At 42.8% G+C, this 16,344-nt stretch carries 14 protein-coding genes; 11 read left to right on the top strand and 3 right to left on the bottom strand.

Annotation, left to right across the window (positions count from 1 at the left end):
• Positions 1–16 precede the first annotated feature (16 nt).
• The 5 genes from LX64_RS04725 (at position 17) to LX64_RS04705 (ending at position 6,486) form a co-directional block, all read left to right on the top strand.
• The gene (locus tag LX64_RS04725) at positions 17–2,755 is read left to right on the top strand and encodes a TonB-dependent receptor (RefSeq protein WP_111596479.1); all 2,739 of its coding nucleotides are present in this window, start codon (positions 17–19) and stop codon (positions 2,753–2,755) included.
• Positions 2,756–2,758: 3 nt separating this feature from the next.
• Positions 2,759–3,523: a GLPGLI family protein gene (locus LX64_RS04720; RefSeq protein ID WP_111596478.1), complete on the top strand. Its 765-nt coding sequence runs from the start codon at positions 2,759–2,761 to the stop codon at positions 3,521–3,523.
• A gap of 711 nt (positions 3,524–4,234) precedes the next feature.
• Positions 4,235–4,570 carry a PadR family transcriptional regulator gene (locus tag LX64_RS04715; RefSeq protein ID WP_111597027.1) on the top strand — a complete coding sequence of 112 codons (336 nt, stop codon included), beginning with the start codon at positions 4,235–4,237 and terminating at the stop codon, positions 4,568–4,570.
• Positions 4,567–5,163 carry an HAAS signaling domain-containing protein gene (locus LX64_RS04710; protein ID WP_111596477.1) on the top strand — a complete coding sequence of 199 codons (597 nt, stop codon included), beginning with the start codon at positions 4,567–4,569 and terminating at the stop codon, positions 5,161–5,163. Before LX64_RS04715 ends, LX64_RS04710 begins: the two co-directional genes overlap by 4 nt.
• A gap of 3 nt (positions 5,164–5,166) precedes the next feature.
• Positions 5,167–6,486: a serine hydrolase domain-containing protein gene (locus LX64_RS04705; protein WP_111596476.1), complete on the top strand. Its 1,320-nt coding sequence runs from the start codon at positions 5,167–5,169 to the stop codon at positions 6,484–6,486.
• 33 nt (positions 6,487–6,519) lie between these two features.
• Here LX64_RS04705 and LX64_RS04700 read toward each other — a convergent pair whose 3' ends face one another.
• A complete protein-coding gene (locus tag LX64_RS04700) occupies positions 6,520–7,098 on the bottom strand; it encodes a TlpA family protein disulfide reductase (RefSeq protein ID WP_111596475.1) in 579 nt (192 codons plus the stop codon).
• 117 nt (positions 7,099–7,215) lie between these two features.
• On the opposite strand from LX64_RS04700, the gene LX64_RS26155 reads away from it, so the two are divergent.
• The 3 genes from LX64_RS26155 to LX64_RS04685 all read left to right on the top strand — a co-directional run bounded on the left by LX64_RS26155 (position 7,216) and on the right by LX64_RS04685 (position 9,446).
• Positions 7,216–7,803: a hypothetical protein gene (locus LX64_RS26155; protein WP_211324733.1), complete on the top strand. Its 588-nt coding sequence runs from the start codon at positions 7,216–7,218 to the stop codon at positions 7,801–7,803.
• A gap of 114 nt (positions 7,804–7,917) precedes the next feature.
• Positions 7,918–8,514, top strand: a complete 597-nt coding sequence (locus tag LX64_RS04690) for a YdeI/OmpD-associated family protein (RefSeq protein WP_111596474.1) — start codon at positions 7,918–7,920, stop codon at positions 8,512–8,514.
• 167 nt (positions 8,515–8,681) lie between these two features.
• Positions 8,682–9,446, top strand: coding sequence for an alpha/beta fold hydrolase (locus LX64_RS04685; RefSeq protein WP_111596473.1), 765 nt, complete (start codon positions 8,682–8,684; stop codon positions 9,444–9,446).
• A gap of 7 nt (positions 9,447–9,453) precedes the next feature.
• On the opposite strand, the gene LX64_RS04680 is transcribed toward LX64_RS04685, so the two are convergent.
• Together LX64_RS04680 and LX64_RS04675 are read right to left on the bottom strand one after the other, a co-directional pair.
• Entirely contained in the window at positions 9,454–10,155 is a 702-nt protein-coding gene (locus LX64_RS04680) for a sterol desaturase family protein (protein ID WP_111596472.1), read from the bottom strand.
• A gap of 103 nt (positions 10,156–10,258) precedes the next feature.
• Positions 10,259–11,149: a retropepsin-like aspartic protease gene (locus LX64_RS04675; RefSeq protein ID WP_111596471.1), complete on the bottom strand. Its 891-nt coding sequence runs from the start codon at positions 11,147–11,149 to the stop codon at positions 10,259–10,261.
• Positions 11,150–11,497: 348 nt separating this feature from the next.
• Here LX64_RS04675 and LX64_RS04670 point away from each other — a divergent pair, with 348 nt between their 5' ends.
• From LX64_RS04670 to LX64_RS04660, 3 genes are all read left to right on the top strand, one after another.
• The gene (locus LX64_RS04670) at positions 11,498–12,052 is read left to right on the top strand and encodes a sigma-70 family RNA polymerase sigma factor (protein WP_158538527.1); all 555 of its coding nucleotides are present in this window, start codon (positions 11,498–11,500) and stop codon (positions 12,050–12,052) included.
• A gap of 96 nt (positions 12,053–12,148) precedes the next feature.
• Positions 12,149–13,090, top strand: coding sequence for a FecR family protein (locus tag LX64_RS04665; RefSeq protein WP_111596469.1), 942 nt, complete (start codon positions 12,149–12,151; stop codon positions 13,088–13,090).
• Between the two features lie 12 nt (positions 13,091–13,102).
• Positions 13,103–16,324, top strand: coding sequence for a SusC/RagA family TonB-linked outer membrane protein (locus tag LX64_RS04660; protein ID WP_111596468.1), 3,222 nt, complete (start codon positions 13,103–13,105; stop codon positions 16,322–16,324).
• Positions 16,325–16,344 lie beyond the last annotated feature (20 nt).

The following is a 16,344-nucleotide window of genomic DNA, read 5'->3' as shown; positions in this document are numbered from 1 at the left end:
CCCCATCCACACAAACATGAAGAATTATACGCTACTGGTATTGCTGTGCCTATTTTTTTGTATGCCCGCCATTGCGCAAACCGCGGTGACAGGCCAAGTAAAAGATACGGCCTTGCAGGTGCCAATGCCTAGAACCGCGGTAATGCTGCTACAAGCAAAAGATTCCATGCTAGTGGCCCATACAAGAACTGCCGACGATGGTAGTTTTGCTTTCCGGGATGTGCAACCCGGCCATTACATTGTGTTAGTATCGAGAATGCCTTACGCGGATTTCGCAGAACGAATTACCGTAGCTGCTAGTCCTTACACGGTAGGTCTTGTTCCCCTTGTTAGCCGCACACGCTTACTGCGTGAAGTAGTAATCAACAAGCAACAAGCCGCCATCAAAATCAAAGGCGATACAACAGAATATAATGCAGCAGCATTCGAACTACAAAAAGGCGCCTCTGTAGAAGATCTTTTAAAACAACTCCCCGGCATGCAAGTAGACCGTAACGGCGTAATTATCGCCCAAGGTGAAATCGTGAAGAAGGTACTCGTAGAAGGCGAGGAATTCTTCGGCGACGACCCCTTACTCGTTACGCGCAACCTCCGCGCAGATATGGTCGATAAGGTACAACTCTACGATAAAAAATCCGACTTAGCCGCGGCTACCGGCATTAACGATGGCATTAAAGACAAAACCATCAACCTAAAACTAAAAGAAGATGCCAAGCGCGGCAGCTTTGGAAAGGTAGAAATCGGTGGTGGCCCTGAAGGCTTCTTCGATAACCAAGCCATGGTGAATATTTTTCGAGGTAAAAGAAGATTTGCTGCGTACGGTACGTTAAGTAATACGGGTAAAATTGGTCTTGGTTCACAAGACAATGACAAATACCAATTGTCGAAAGATGAATCCACGATGCGCGATAGCGAGTTAGATTCTTGGAGTGGTACCTACGAAGGACAAGGCTTGCCCTTATCTCAATCCGGCGGTATACATTATGCCGATAAATGGAATGAAGATAAATCGGCCGTATCGCTTAACTACAAGTTAGCAGGCTTGCACATCGACGGTGCCGTTAACACCATCTCGCAACAAAGTTTACCAACGGATGTGCTGGTAACTAATATCGACCAAGTATTCAAACAACAAGTATTCAAACATAAATTACACGGCAACTACGAAACCCGTTTCGATTCGGCATGGTCGTTCCGCTTAGTAATGGCAGGTGCTACACAGCATAAGAAAATGAACAACTTCTTTTCCTCCAGCACCGTCAATAATGCGCAAGAAATACTGAATAGTGGTACCCGTAGGTTCGATAATACCGTGAACAACGGTGGATTTAATACGGCTATTACACTGGCCCGCGCCTTGAAATTAAAAGGAAGCAGTATTACATTACAACTCGACCAGCAATACAATGCCAGTAATGCCGAAGGAACCATACGCGCAGAAAATCGTTTCCCGAATGATATTACGAAAGATAGTTTGCAGGTATTGGACCAACAACGGAAAGATGCTATGCGTGATCTAGGCCTGGAGGCGAAGTTGATATATGTTCGTCCTATTAGTGCACGGTCTGTATTGTCGTTCAACTACGGTATTAACCACCATGGCAGTAGTTCAGATATTCGTGCATGGGCACCTGGTAAGCAGGGGTATGAAAACCCGGATAGCCTTATCAGCAATAGTTTCAAATATAACAGAACCATCAATAGAGCAGGTGTGCAAATGATATACGGATCACCCAAGTTGCATATGAACTTTGGTACCGATGTAGCACTTACACACTTGCAACAGGAAAATCAATACACCGGCCAACGTTACCCACAGAACTTTGTGAACTGGTACCCGGCAGCGGAAATTGCTTATGTAATTAAGTTGCAACAATCGGTGAGCGTGTACTTCAAAGGCGATAACAATATGCCGGGCATCGAGCAATTGCAGCCCGTGGTAAATAATGCCGATCCTTTGAATGTTATTTACGGGAATGCCGATTTGCATCCTTATTTCACAGGTACTTGGGGTGTGCGGTATAACCATTTTCAACCGGCGGGAGAAAAGTATTTCTTTAGCAACTTCAACTTCTCGCGGGCGAAAAGTCAAATCACCTCTTCGGTGGTAACAGATGAAGATGGCCGTAATTTTATTACTTGGTCGAACGATGGGAATAGCAAGAAGTTCTGGGCTTATATTGGTACCGGTAAGAAGATATTGAAATGGGATGCACATACCGGGTTGAACTTAAATGCCAGTGTACAATCGCTCGATCAATTGAGTAACAAAACCATTAATACCGTAACGAATAATTCATACGGGGCGGAATATTACTTCAATAAATCCATCAAGCAGAAATTAGATCTGAACCTTAAATTCCAAGCCTCGTATAATACCAATAAAACCTCGTTGCAGCCCGAAGCACCGGTGAATTATTGGTTGTACAACATTAACCCGTCGACCGATATTTACTTCCTAAAAGCATGGCAATTACATGCCGATGCATCGTGGATGATTCGCCAGAAAACGGCCGTGTTTACAGGAGATATGGATGTATTGTTAGTGAATGCGTTTATAGGTAGAAGATTGGATAAAGAAGGTAATTGGAACATCAGGGCATCGGTAAATGATTTGTTAAACCAGCAGCGAGGGTTCAATCGTTTTGTGCAAGGCAACTTTATAACACAACAACAATATACCACGGTACAGCGGTATTTCTTGTTGAGCTTGTTATGGAACTTTTCGAAATTACCCACCGCCAATAACCAGTAACACATGAAAAAGATCAGTAGCCTTATATTACTCATCATACTCCAAAACAGCTTACTGGCGCAAGTAAGAGAGCCGGTACAAGCAGGTAGTATTACCTTCGAACGCAAAATACAAGCACACAAATTAGTGCAAGAAATGGCGGAGAAGGGAGGGATGCCGCAAGAGAATGCCGATAAGTACAAAGCTGCGAACCCGGCCTTCAATACGAGTTATTTCAAACTCGAATTTAATCAACACGGGGCTTTGTATAAACCTGCTGAAAAGGCCGGTATGCCTAGCGATCCGAATGAATGGTTTAAAATGGTGGGGTATGATAATGAAGTGTTAACACAAAAAGAACAAGGCTCCGCCATACTCAAAAAAAGCGTGTTTGGGAATTCGTTCTTGGTGTTGGATAGTTTGCATAAAATTCGTTGGAAGATTACGTTGGAAATGAGGGAGATTGCGGGTTTTCAATGTAGAAGAGCGAATGCCTTGGTATTGGATTCGGTATATGTAGTGGCTTACTTCGCGCCAGATATTATGAGTGAAAGCGGCCCGGAATCGTACAGTGGTTTGCCGGGTATTATTTTAGGATTGGCCTTACCGTATGAGCATGTTACTTGGTTTGCTACCTCCGTTTCCATTACACCACCCGATGAAAAAGAGTGGAAGCAAATGGCAGCGAAACAGGCTATCAATAAAACAGAATACTTATCGAAAATATCGGCTATGGTTGCTAGCTGGCGTGATGCCGGCGGACTAGTGATCAGGAAAGCATCGCTATAAAGTTTGTTAGTAATAATTTACGTTGACTTGAAAAATAGGAAACTTGGAAGGGTGCGTTAATCCCTGATTTTCGTTTAGACCATACCATGTTGAAATCAAAAGAATGGGTCGAACCCGGTAGAAGGTTCGGCCCTTTTTGATGGTAGAACCCTTTTTTAATACTTTCCCTGTGCGATCACAGCATGAAGCAATAGCTTCACATACACACTTACTCGATCTCCCAAACATGAAAATATATGTGAAATATATGTGGAACACTGTAATAGCAAGGGAAAACCATTGAAATAACATTAAACTACCATTGGGAGATATTATATTTTGCATTATTTCCGCAGTTGATACCGATCGTTTACCAGGTGCTTACCGACATTCTACCGACTCTTCACCGACTCCTCACCGACATTTCACCGGTAAACCCCCAGTGTTAGTAAGGTGTTAGTCGACTATTTGTCGACATTTTACCGACAAGTCCCCCGTGTAGTAAGGTGTTTGTAGACTATTTGTCGACATTTTACCGACTCGCAGTAATGGCAGCAAGGGTTTGGGAGTGCCCTTTTTGCAGGAGTGGATGCTTGTAAAACTCCTCTTTGGGGGAGATAAAAAATATTTTTCCAGGCTATAATATTGATTTTCAGCTATTTGTTATGCAATGTTGTATGGTATTAGAAAATACATTGTATAGCAATGTACTTTGTTTTGTATATTTGTTTCATGAACGAAACCTTTGTAGCAAACTGGAAGTCCCAATTGAAAAAGGGAACGCTCACATTCGTGATATTGAACGTGTTGAAAGACAATGAATATTACGGTTACGAGCTGATCGAAGAAATTAAAAAGCATACCGATATGGAGGTCGCAGAAGGCACACTGTATCCCATATTGAACCGCTTGAAGATGGACAACCTGGTAGATTCGAAGTGGGTAGAGCAAGGAACGGGCATCCCGAGAAAGTATTACAGCTTAACCGAGGTGGGAATGAAAACTTTGGCAGAAATGAATGCTTATTGGAAAACACTAGTTTTTGACATCGAGAAAATTATCAAATGAAAATAGCAACGATACCATTCGAACAAGCGGCCTCTGCCAGGGTGTACAGCGACTACATGAAGCGCGTGAAGCGAGAAATCCAATCACTCCCGCAGCAAAGCCAGGACGATATTTACATGGAGTTTAACAGTCACATTTTCGAAGCCATTCAACACAGGGGTTCAACCCATGAAATTGATGCACTGTTAGATATCTTGGAGAAGTTAGGCGAGCCGCACGATGTACTGAAACAATTGGTGGCCGATAAGAAACTAGAGCAAGCTACAAGGACGTTCAATCCGCTACATATTTTCAAAGCTTTAGTACTGAATATCACGAACGGTTTTTCGTATATCATATTCGCCGTGTTATACTTGTTTTTGTTCGCCTTCTTGTTTTTGATTGTCGCGAAAATCATGCATCCCGAGCAAGTTGGGTTGTTCACACAAGATGGTCATCTCAAGTTACTCGGTAGAACTACAAACCCGCTTCAACCCGGTATGGTAGAGATTTTGGGCGATTGGTTTATATCGCTTATGCTATTCTCTGCTGTGTTGTTTTATTTCATCATCACGCTCCTGCTTAGAATCAAAAAAAGCATCAACAAAAAGTAAATTATGTGTAGAAAAATAATTATGACCGGCTTCCTAGCGGTAGCCGCTGTAGCTTCCTATGCCCAAACTTTTAATAAAGCCAAGCTAGATAGCCTTTTTACAAATCTCGAACAGCACGATAAATACATGGGCAGCATTTGCATGATGCAAGATGGCCAAGTGATCTATAACCGTGCTATTGGGTATGCCGATTTAACTTCCTCCAAAAAGGCCAATACCAACACGAAATACCGCATTGGTTCTGTGTCGAAAACCTTTACAGCCGTGCTTACATTAAAGGCGGTAGAGGAGAAGAAATTGGCGTTGCAACAAACCTTGGATCAATTCTTCCCACAAATCCCCCATGCGCAAAGGATCACGATTGAACAATTATTGAACCACCACAGTGGTGTGTACGATTTCACGAAAGATGATGCGTACTTATCGTACTTAACGGAAAACAAGCCGGAGAAGGAAATGATCGCCATTATTGCGAATAGTAAACCTGCATTCGAACCGGGTACCAAAAGCGATTATAGTAATTCGAATTACGTGTTATTGTCGTACATCTTAGAGAAAGTATACCGCCAGCCTTATGGTACAATTTTGCAAACAAAAATTGTGAAGCCCCTTCGTTTGGTAGACACGTACTTTGGTAGTAAAACGGATCTAAGTAAAAACGAATCTTATTCTTACAAGTTCCGTTCATCGTGGACGAAAGAAGAAGAAACGCATGTTAGTATTCCGATGGGTGCGGGAGGTATTGTGTCGACCCCGAAAGATTTGAACACTTTTATCGTGGCTTTGATGAATGGGCAACTACTTACACCCGCTTCTTTGAACTTAATGAAAGCGATGAAAGATGATTTTGGCTTGGGTATGGTCGAGGTGAAAATAAAGGGACACGAAGCGTTTGGGCATAACGGCCGGATTGATGGGTTTCATAGCAACCTTTGGTATTTCCCGGGTGGTAAGTTATCGATTGCTTTGATTTCGAATGGGTATGTATATCCTTCTGAAGCGGTTTTACATGCAGCATTAAGCTGTTTTTATAACGAGCCTTTCATGGTGCCAACATTTGCGAAAGTAGCTGTAACAGAGGGTGATTTGGATGCATATGTAGGGAAGTATGCCAGCAAGCAAATTCCTATCACCATTGATATTACCAAGAAGGAGGGGAGGTTAGTAGCCCAAGCGAGCGGTCAACCGGCTTTATTACTTGATGCTACCGCGCAAAACGTATTTACATTTGAGCGTGCGGGGATCATTATGGAGTTTACTGCCGAGAAGAAGGAAATGCTATTAAAGCAGGGAGGAAGAGAGTTTTTGTTTACAAAGGAATAAACAACATACAGCGTCTTCAACCATGAAGGCGCTTTACTCTTGGATTAAATTGGCTAATTGTTGTTGGAAATTTTTTCCATCATAATTAGCAAAGCCGGTATGATGGAACTTTAGCATGCCTTTTTTATCTAGCACAACGGTGGTAGGTAAAGAGCCGTTGTATACGTTTGGAGGAATGGCACCATAAGTTCTGAAAATAGGCAAATCGTATTGCTCTTTTTGTAAGAAACCTTTCGCGGCAGCGATGTTGTTATCCAAATTAAACATCAAGAAGTAAACGCCGGGTTCGTTTTTAAATTGGTTGTATAAAGCCAGCATCGACGGGAATTCGGCCCTGCAAGGAGGGCACCAAGAGGCCCAAAAGTTGATAAATACTACTTTGCCCCGTAAAGAAGCCGTATTGATCACATTCCCTTGCTCGTCGGTAAAGTCGAAATCGGCCACAGGGGTAGGTGCCGTGGTGGTTTGTTCGATAGAGGCATTGAATAGCCCGGTTTTCATGAATTGCTGTAGTACCCAGGCTTTTGCAGTAGGGCTGGCCACCATGGTAATAGCAGCCGCTAAGAATAATAACGTAACCCAGTTCTTTCGAATAACTTGCCAAAACTTCATGCCATGAAAATAGGATAATTATCACGAGAAAAAAATAACCGCTAGCCCGTTATATTTTTTTATATGTTTGTTTATACAGGATGCAATACAAATCCTATCAAGCATAAGATCTATACCATGGAAAAAATTACACCCTTCAAAAATGCAGAAGAAGCCATTGCTAGCCTAGATAATGGAGGCCGATTTTATAACATCTTTACCCATGCGAACGACCAAGTTATTACCGAAGCAGAGGTAGGCAAGGTGGCCGGTATGTTCGCCGACAAGCAACAATCTATTTTGTTTTTCGAATTAGCTACGCAGTTGTTGGATGAAACATCCAAAGCGGCCGTCATCGCACAATTCGACGAGAAGCTACAAGCCAGCTACGAGCAATTCAAACCAGTACCTTTTGCGGCGGCTACGGTATCTAACAATGTAATTATGCAAGGTATTCCGCATCATGTAGATAGCAAAATGAAGTTTACAGGCTTTATGATGGTTCCTGTAGGTACTGTATTTACCATGATTCCATTGGCGCATTATTACGAGGCGTACGAATTGAGGAATGAGCAAGGAGAAGAATTGATGATGATTGCACACAAAAAGGGAAAAGAGAAATTACCTGCACGACCTATAACCTTGGCTGGTGTGATGAAAGAAATGAAAGATATGGATAAAACAACCGAGGGGCAATTTGTAGAGGTAAGTTATTACGTTGAATAATTAGCTGCTCGTATAAGCGTATTATAAGGAACCTGCGTATGGCGCAGGTTTTTTTTATGCACTTACTTTTATATTTCTTTGGTAAATTCGACATTCACTTTATTGGTATATCTTATGGCAAAGCAGCATACAGACCCGCAAGTAGACGTATTCTTTGCGCAATTGGAGCAATGGCAGCCAGAGCTATTAGAATTGCGCAAAATTGTATTGTCGACCCCACTTACAGAAACCTATAAATGGAAGCAGCCTTGTTATACATTCAATGGCAACAACGTTGTGATTATCGGTGCATTGAAAGACGTATGCGTATTGAGTTTCTTCAAAGGTGCTTTGCTGAAAGATCCCGAAGGCGTACTCACTAAAGCAGGGGAGAATACCCAAGTAAGCCGTACCCTGAAGTTTAAAAATGTGGCCGACATTAAAGCCTTGTCCTCCACTATCAAAGCCTATATTGCCGAAGCTATCGAAATTGAGCAGGCGGGGTTAAAAGTAGTAGCAAAGCAAGACCTAAGCACCATTATGCCAGTGGAATTCGAAGCTGTATTAGCGAAGGATCACGATTTTAAACGTGCATTCGAAGCCTTAACCCCGGGGCGCCAACGTGCCTATCTCATTCATTTTTCACAGGCTAAACAAGCACAAACGCGTTTGGCACGTATCGAAAAGTACCGTCCGCAAATACTAGATGGTAAAGGTTTAATGGGTTTTTAAACGCTATATTCTTTTCATGCTTTAATTTATGCTGTTGATTACCCAATAGGATAGTGGCTTGTTCAACACTCGAAGAGGATCAGGTAGCCCGCAAATCGAACCTTACGCGGTAAGATTTGTATTATGGAAGTTGGGGTATCCCTGTTTTATCATACAAACTTACCGCTATGAAAAGAAGTATCCTCGCCTTGCAGTTGGCAACACTATTATGCATGTTAGCTGTAAGTACAGTTTTCAGTCAACATACACGGATCAAAAACGTAGTACTGGTACACGGTGCATTTTTAGATGGATCGGGATGGGAAGGTGTTTTCCATCAACTCGTTGCCAAAGGTTATAACGTTACCATTACCCAGCATACCTTAAGAAGCTTAGAAGAAGATACGGCCGCAGTAAACCGCGTGCTCGACCAGCAAGATGGACCAGTTATTTTAGTGGGGCATAGTTATGGTGGCGTAATTATAACAGCATCGGGTAACCATCCCAAGGTGGCCGGCTTGGTATATATCGCAGCCCATGCACCGGATGCAAATGAGCACCGGGCCGATTTGGTGAAAACCTATCCTTCTGCGTACACCTCTTTAATCAAAGGGAAAGATGGATTCGACTACCTCGATCCTGCACATTTCCCCGCCGACTTTGCCGCCGATTTACCCCGGGAGAAAGCATTGTTTATGGCGCATGCACAAATGCCTACAGCCGATAAATGTTTCCAAGGCATTGTTCAGCAACCTGCATGGCGTGTGAAACCTAGTTGGTACATGGTTGCAGAAGCCGACAGGATTATTCATCCAGGTTTGGAACGCTTTTACGCGAAACGTGCGCAAAGTAAGAAAGTAGTAGAGATCAAAGGCGGTAGCCATGCTATATATGCATCGCGACCTAAAGAAGTAGCAGCCTTAATAGAAGACGCGGCAAAAGGGGCTTTGTAAGTAGCTATTAACGAACGTAGGTGCTAAATACCCGGTCCCAAATATTGGTGAAAAAGCCAAAATTGACTTGTTCGTTCAGATGATGTTGGTGGTGAAAACGAGCATTGCCGAAGTATTGTAGCACACCTTTGGATCTTTGCGGGGTGCTTTCTTGCAAGTTCGTTCCAAGGTGACTAATAATACCGAGTACTACATTCAACGTTAGGAAAACAACAATAGCACCTATATGAAACGTGTACAACGATAGTAACCCTAACCAAATAACCCCGAAACCCATTGTTTCTAATGGATGTAATACGAATAGATCTACCGGTTTGGGATGCACCGCTTCGTGATGGAGCGTATGTACATATTTATAGAGAAAAGTAAAATGCACGCCCCAATGGAAGAGGAACATGAAGAAGTCCATAGCAAAGAACACGATCAATGTATCGATGAAGAAAGTATAAGAGAAGCTAAAATCGATTTGTATATAGCCATATTGCCAGAGCATGAAGCCGGCTTGGGTAATAAGGGTGTTTAATAGCACTGTTATACTGGCGATACGCATATCTTTCTGTGATGCTTTACCAATTGGAATACCTTGTTTAACCAATAACAAATGCCCTAATAACAAAGCACCTGCCAGCACAAGCACATTTTCTACAAAGAAAAGTAGTAATTGTAGCGCAATAGGCAAGGGGGCTAGGTGTTCGAGCAGTGTTTGCATAGTTGCAAGGGATTGGGTTATATGGTGGTACAAAATTATGGAAACGTACATAAAAAACTCCAAGCATGCAAACATGCTTGGAGTTTTTTATAGTATGGAAAGATTATTTTCTTACTAATAATTCTTTTTTATTCAAATCGAACGTGATTTGATTCCCGAACCAGTTGATCCACATAATACCATCGTAGATGAGGCCATCGATGAATTGTGCGGGGAAATCTTGCGTGGTAACAGTGGGTGCGTTCGCAGCGGCAATTTTGCTGAGTTGGGTTTGGTAAATGTGCGTTACGAAACCTGTATTCATCTCACTTTTACGGCTATGTGTTTTTACTTTGGTTGTATCGTTCACATCAACACCCAAAGCTTTCAAGTACTTCGAGTTAAGGCGGAATACATTTTTACCGGCACCGCTATCGAGTGATACTTGCAGGGTAAGTGTGTCGTTGAATTTGAAGTAAGAGAAGATCGTGAGTGACTTCTCGCGTGATTGTTCCAATTGTATAGGCACAATGCTCGCTGTTTTCCTGATGGTGGCAACAGATTGCGGCGTTTCTAGGATAATTTGCTTTTTAATGTAGTCGATAGTGAACGGGGTGTGTTCAATTATCTTCAAAGAAATAATTCCATCAATACCACCAAAATCAGCTTCCACGTAAGAGATTTCTTCTTTCGCCTTCTTAATAGGACCCAATTCGAAATCTTTCACATAAAACAAATCCGCATCAATTCTTTCGCCCGTAGCACGGAACCCGGTATAGCCACCGTCTTCTTTTTGCACGTTCTTTAATTTATTAAAAAACGCTTTTGTAAAGAAGGTGATACCACCACCGGTATCAAATACGAAGTTACCTTGTACGCCATCAATAGTGGCTTTTACTAATAAATGTCCTGATGGTAATAACTCGAACGGGATTGATTTTGAAGCAGTTTGGGCATAGGAAAATGCGCTACAACATAATAAGTAGAGGGTTAATGATAATAAACGTAATCGCATGTTTTTTACTTAAAGGTATAAAAAACAGGAAATTTATGGGCATGAAGGTGGTATGAAGGAACGAATTTAGGGGATGAAATTGATGGTTGCTTATACCAATTATTTTGTATCTTAAGTATAGAAAAACTGGTCATTGTTTAACCACCACGGGAAAAACGCGTTAAGCAAGGTAGCAAGAAATTCCACTGTTTTGATGTAATTGGTATTGTTGAATAAAGAAAATTTCATGCAGGTGATAAGGTAAGTAGCATGCTAACAGGAGCATCCTCCAATGTTAACTCAATGCTATCATTGTATTACCCTCTTCTTTGTATTCTTCCCGTCAATTATTTTTGCTCGTCCCATTTTATGCAATACTCACCCGGAATAAGCTCGTTGCATCGCTTGAAAGAGGGCGATTTCAAAGTGTTTGAAATGATTTTCAACACTTATTGGGAAGATTTGTATGTATACGCCGCCAAGGTTATGGACAGCCAAGCCGATGCGCAAGATATAGTACAAGACCTCTTCGCCAGCATTTGGGAACGCCGGGAAACCCTCGCCGTTCAAACCGATATTAAATATTACCTCTTTGCTGCCGCCCGCAAACTTATTCTGCGCAAGTTCCGCGATGAAGGACTAAAAGAAAAGCATTTAGAGAAGTTTGTAGCGTATAGCGAACTCCGTAGCGTGTTGTCGCATATAAAGGTGGAAGATAAAGACCTATTGCAGCATTTCCACCACGACCTCCAACAACTCCCTGAAAAAGAACGACAAGTTTTTGAAATGTACCATTTTCAAGAATTGAGTATCCGCGAAATAGCCGATAGAAGCGGTACAGCGGAACAAACCGTTCGTAATCAACTCGGTAATGCATACCGTAAAGCACGTCCTTTATTGCATCGTTTATTGATGTGCTTATAAGTACTCCTACCCATCTATATTACCAAAATGTTAACACGCTATACTCGATAGTTAAAACGATCGAGTTGTGGAACCTTATATTAAACACGCTGTATTTTGAACAATAAAAAACGCCCGGCGCGGTTCGAGGATGCGCCCGAAGATTTTTTACACGGTTGGTTGGACCATCTTTCCAATACCAACGATTTCCCAGGCAATATGCCGGAAGGGAAAGAGAAGGAGCAACTGCGTAAGCAAATGTTAATGGGTATCAAACACCGGGTAGGCGTGCCGGTCATGAGTTTTACAAGAAAGCTCTTACGCTGGTCGGCCGCCGCTGTTGTAGTAAGTGTTGTAGCTGTGAGTGGTTATTTATTATTGAAGAAAGAACCGGCTACCCGATTCGTTACCCTGTACACGCAAACGGGTGAACGTAAAATGGTGCGCTTACCAGATAATAGTACCGTGTGGGTAGGGCCTGGCTCGGGGATTGCTTACGCGGAGGGTTTTAATGGTAATAGGCAAGTGAAGTTATTGTACGGGGAAGCATTGTTTGATGTGTCAAAAGATGACATGCATCCATTTAGTGTAGGGGTAGATAGTGTAATGGTAGATGTATTGGGTACTTCTTTCAATATAAAAGCCTATAAAAAGCACGATCATATTACAATTGGCGTTAGTACCGGGAAAATACGCGTACGTAAAAACGAATTGGTATTCAGTTACCTATCGGCACGAGATCAAATTCAAATCGATAAACATAGCTATACATTCAACACCACCACTATGCCATTGCTAGATGTAGAAGGATTACGTAGCCATCGCATCAACTTCGAGGATATGCCGTTGGCAGATGTGCTAACAATGCTCGAAAGCTATTATCCCGTTACGTTTGATCTGCAAGATGAAGCTAGCATAAGGATTAGCGGGTCGTTGGGGATGAAGCTGGAGCTAAGGCAAGTTATTCTTGTATTACAACAATTGGTAGAAAAAAAAGTCAACATCACAGAAAAAAGTCCCGGTGTATACACCGTGCAATCATCGAATCATAAAAATTAACCTGGCCTAAATATGAATGCTAAATTTAACCAAACGGGTGCAAAGCTACTTTGCACCGGGGCCCTCTATGCCCTGATGTTGCTAGGCGCTGCCGGTTCAGCCTCGGCGCAATCGCAACGTGTTATTGTGCAAGAATTGCACGTAAAAGAAGGTACTTTGTCGGATGCATTAGCGCAACTCCGCAAAGTAGCCGGTATTGATATTGTATACGAAGCGGCCGCTTTGCAACAAGTGCGGGTACAATCGCTCGACGTAAACAAGCAAACGGTGGAGAACGTATTGCGCCAATTACTTCGTGGTACCGGTTATCAATTCGTGGTGAACGAAGGGGTAGTGGTGATCAAGAAGGAGAAAGCGACGGTAGTGGTGAGTGGTAATATTATCGATAAAGCGTCGAGCTCGGCATTACCGGGAGTGAGTGTGCAAGTGAAAGGAACGGTTACCGGTACAGTGTCGAACGCGGTGGGGCATTTCGTATTGAATGCTGATCCGGCGACGGATACCTTGGTGATGAGCTTCATGGGATTCAAAACGGAAAGAATTGCCTTGAATGGTCGTACCAACATAAACGTAGCCATGGAAACAGGCGCTAGTAATTTGAATAGCGTTGTGGTAGTGGGTTATGGACAAACAACGAAAGGTGATTTAACAGGTGCGATTTCGCATGTATCGGCCGAGAATTTTAATGCGGGCGTATTTACATCACCGGAACAACTGTTGCAAGGTAAAGTACCGGGTTTAAACGTCACACGTAGCGGCGATCCGAATGCTACGCCAAGCATCATCTTACGTGGACCTTCTACCTTTAGAACAGGCGAGGCGCAACAGCCTTTTTATGTAATTGATGGGGTGCCGGGAGCTTCTATTCAACTCGTTTCCCCGGCCGACATCGTGTCGATGGATATCTTAAAAGATGCCGCTTCAACAGCCATCTACGGTGCCCGTGCAGCGAATGGCGTAATTATGATTACCACACGCCATGCGAAAGCCGGGCAAAGTTGGGTAACCTATAGCGGTTATGGTGCCGTGGAGAATATTTCCCGTAGCATTGATATGTTAACCGGTGATGAGCTTCGTAAATTCTTGAAAGATAATGGTAATGCTTTGGCGCCAATAGATGAAGACGGTGCGAATACAAATTGGCAGAAAGAAGTAACGCGCCAAGGTATTTCTCATAACCACAACATCTCTTTTGGTGGTGGTAACGAGAAAACGGTATTCGATGGTAGCGTGAACTACGTGCAAAACCAAGGTATTATGAAAGGTTCTGAAATGGAGCGTTTAAACGTACGTGCGAACCTAGAGCAAAGAGCCTTCAACGATCGCTTGAAATTGAACTTGGCGATTAGCAATAGCGTGGCTACGCAAGATAGAATCCCCGACCTCGTATTCTTGAACATGTTAACGTATTTACCTACGACGAACATCTACAATGCCGATGGTAGCTTTAAGGAAGATTGGTCGCGTACCCGTAATTACTTAAACCCTGTTTCGTTGGTGGTGAACAACACCGATAAAACGAAAACGAAAACCATGTTAGGGAATGCGCGTGCGGAATTGAAGATCGTGGATGGGTTAACGTATACATTGAACGTGTCGATGCAAGATGAGCAAATTAACCGTGATATTTATAATGGTCGCAAATCGGGTTTAGCACAAGGATTGAACGGTCGTACTACAAGAAGCGCGTTCAGCAATACCCGCAAATTGCTCGAAACTTACGTCAACTACAACAAGCACTTCGGCGAACACGATCTTAAATTGTTAGCCGGTTACTCTTGGCAGGAAGACCGTAAAGGCGATGGTTTCCAAACGTCGACACAAGGCTTCGTGTCGGATGCTACGAAGGGAGATAACTTAAGTTTAGGTAGCCCATTGAGCGGTTATTTACCGAATTACGGCGGCACTAGGATTTCTACTTTACGTTTTATCTCTTTTTACGGAAGAGCAAACTATACCTACAAGGATAAATATTTATTACAAGCCTCCTTACGCCAAGATGGTTCTTCGGCTTTTGGTGCTAACAACCGTTGGGCATTATTCCCAGCCTTCTCAGCGGCATGGAAAGTATCGAAAGAGAACTTCATGAAGAGCATTGACTGGATCGACGATTTAAAAGTACGTGCAGGTTATGGCGTTACCGGTAACTCGCTCGGTTTTGATCCATTGATTTCCGTGATGCGCTACGATTTGAAAGGTAAATTCTATTACAATGGTCAGTATTTATCGAGCATTGCCCCTGTGCAAATTGAAAACCCTGATTTGAAATGGGAGAGTACCGCCATGACGAACGTAGGTATCGACTTAACCATCTTACGTGGCCGCTTGAACTTCGCGTTGGATTACTACAACAAGATTACATCTGATTTGATTTACACGTACAACGTACCGGCTACACAAACGAGCGTGGGTGTAAATACGATGTTAGCGAACGTAGGTAAAATGCAGAACCGTGGTATTGAATTACAAATCAATGCACAACCCATTCAAGGAGGTAAATTCTCTTGGTCGACCAGTGCTAACCTAGCCCACAACAAGAACGAAATTGTTTCTTTATCCAACAACATCTTCAAAGTAAACTACATTGAAACAGCCGATTTAGGTGGCCGTGGACAAAGTGGTAACTTCTCGCAACGTTTATTGGAAGGCATGCCATTAGGTACCTTCTATACCATGTTGTATGCCGGTAAAGACAAAGACGGTCTTTCTCAATTCTATAAACCCGACGGTACCCTTACCCGCGAGTATAATAGCAGCTACTTGGTACAAACCGGTAATGCGCAGCCTAAATTATTGTACGGTTGGAGCAACACCTTTACCTACGGTGATTTTGACTTGAACTTCTTCTTACGCGGTGTTTACGGAAGCCACATCTTGAACGCTACCTTGGCGAACTTGAACGTACCATACGGTTCTACCGCTACGAACTTGCCACGCTTCTCCTTAACAGAATCGGCAAAAGACGATAGAGCTTACTTATTGAGCGACCGTTATATCGAGAGTGGTTCATACTTACGTATGGATAACGTAACCTTTGGTTACAACGTACCCATGAAGAGCAATTATTTGAAAAGATTACGTGTATATGTATCGGCGAATAACTTGTTCGTGATAACTAACTACCGTGGTATCGACCCAGAAATTGAAATGGGTGGTTTAACCCCGGGCATCGACAATAACAATTTCTACCCGAAAACACGTTCATTCCTTTTGGGTTTAAATGCATCCTTCTAATTGTATAATCACCTGCAGCC

It is taken from the genome of Chitinophaga skermanii, assembly GCF_003259335.1.
Classification (GTDB): domain Bacteria; phylum Bacteroidota; class Bacteroidia; order Chitinophagales; family Chitinophagaceae; genus Chitinophaga; species Chitinophaga skermanii.
The sequence above is the reverse complement of the archived record's forward strand: the minus strand, read 5'-3'. Positions and strand labels throughout refer to the sequence as shown.

Excerpts from the sequence above, each read along its gene's own strand:
- LX64_RS04680 (WP_111596472.1), bottom strand. The coding sequence starts at position 10,155 with ATGCAAACACTGCTCGAACACCTAGCCCCCTTGCCTATTGCGCTACAA.
- LX64_RS04710 (WP_111596477.1), top strand. The coding sequence starts at position 4,567 with ATGAAAATAGCAACGATACCATTCGAACAAGCGGCCTCTGCCAGGGTG.
- LX64_RS04705 (WP_111596476.1), top strand. The coding sequence starts at position 5,167 with ATGTGTAGAAAAATAATTATGACCGGCTTCCTAGCGGTAGCCGCTGTA.
- LX64_RS04720 (WP_111596478.1), top strand. The coding sequence starts at position 2,759 with ATGAAAAAGATCAGTAGCCTTATATTACTCATCATACTCCAAAACAGC.
- LX64_RS04715 (WP_111597027.1), top strand. The coding sequence starts at position 4,235 with ATGAACGAAACCTTTGTAGCAAACTGGAAGTCCCAATTGAAAAAGGGA.
- LX64_RS04685 (WP_111596473.1), top strand. The coding sequence starts at position 8,682 with ATGAAAAGAAGTATCCTCGCCTTGCAGTTGGCAACACTATTATGCATG.
- LX64_RS04660 (WP_111596468.1), top strand. The coding sequence starts at position 13,103 with ATGAATGCTAAATTTAACCAAACGGGTGCAAAGCTACTTTGCACCGGG.
- LX64_RS04725 (WP_111596479.1), top strand. The coding sequence starts at position 17 with ATGAAGAATTATACGCTACTGGTATTGCTGTGCCTATTTTTTTGTATG.
- LX64_RS04690 (WP_111596474.1), top strand. The coding sequence starts at position 7,918 with ATGGCAAAGCAGCATACAGACCCGCAAGTAGACGTATTCTTTGCGCAA.
- LX64_RS04700 (WP_111596475.1), bottom strand. The coding sequence starts at position 7,098 with ATGAAGTTTTGGCAAGTTATTCGAAAGAACTGGGTTACGTTATTATTC.
- LX64_RS26155 (WP_211324733.1), top strand. The coding sequence starts at position 7,216 with ATGGAAAAAATTACACCCTTCAAAAATGCAGAAGAAGCCATTGCTAGC.
- LX64_RS04670 (WP_158538527.1), top strand. The coding sequence starts at position 11,498 with ATGCAATACTCACCCGGAATAAGCTCGTTGCATCGCTTGAAAGAGGGC.
- LX64_RS04675 (WP_111596471.1), bottom strand. The coding sequence starts at position 11,149 with ATGCGATTACGTTTATTATCATTAACCCTCTACTTATTATGTTGTAGC.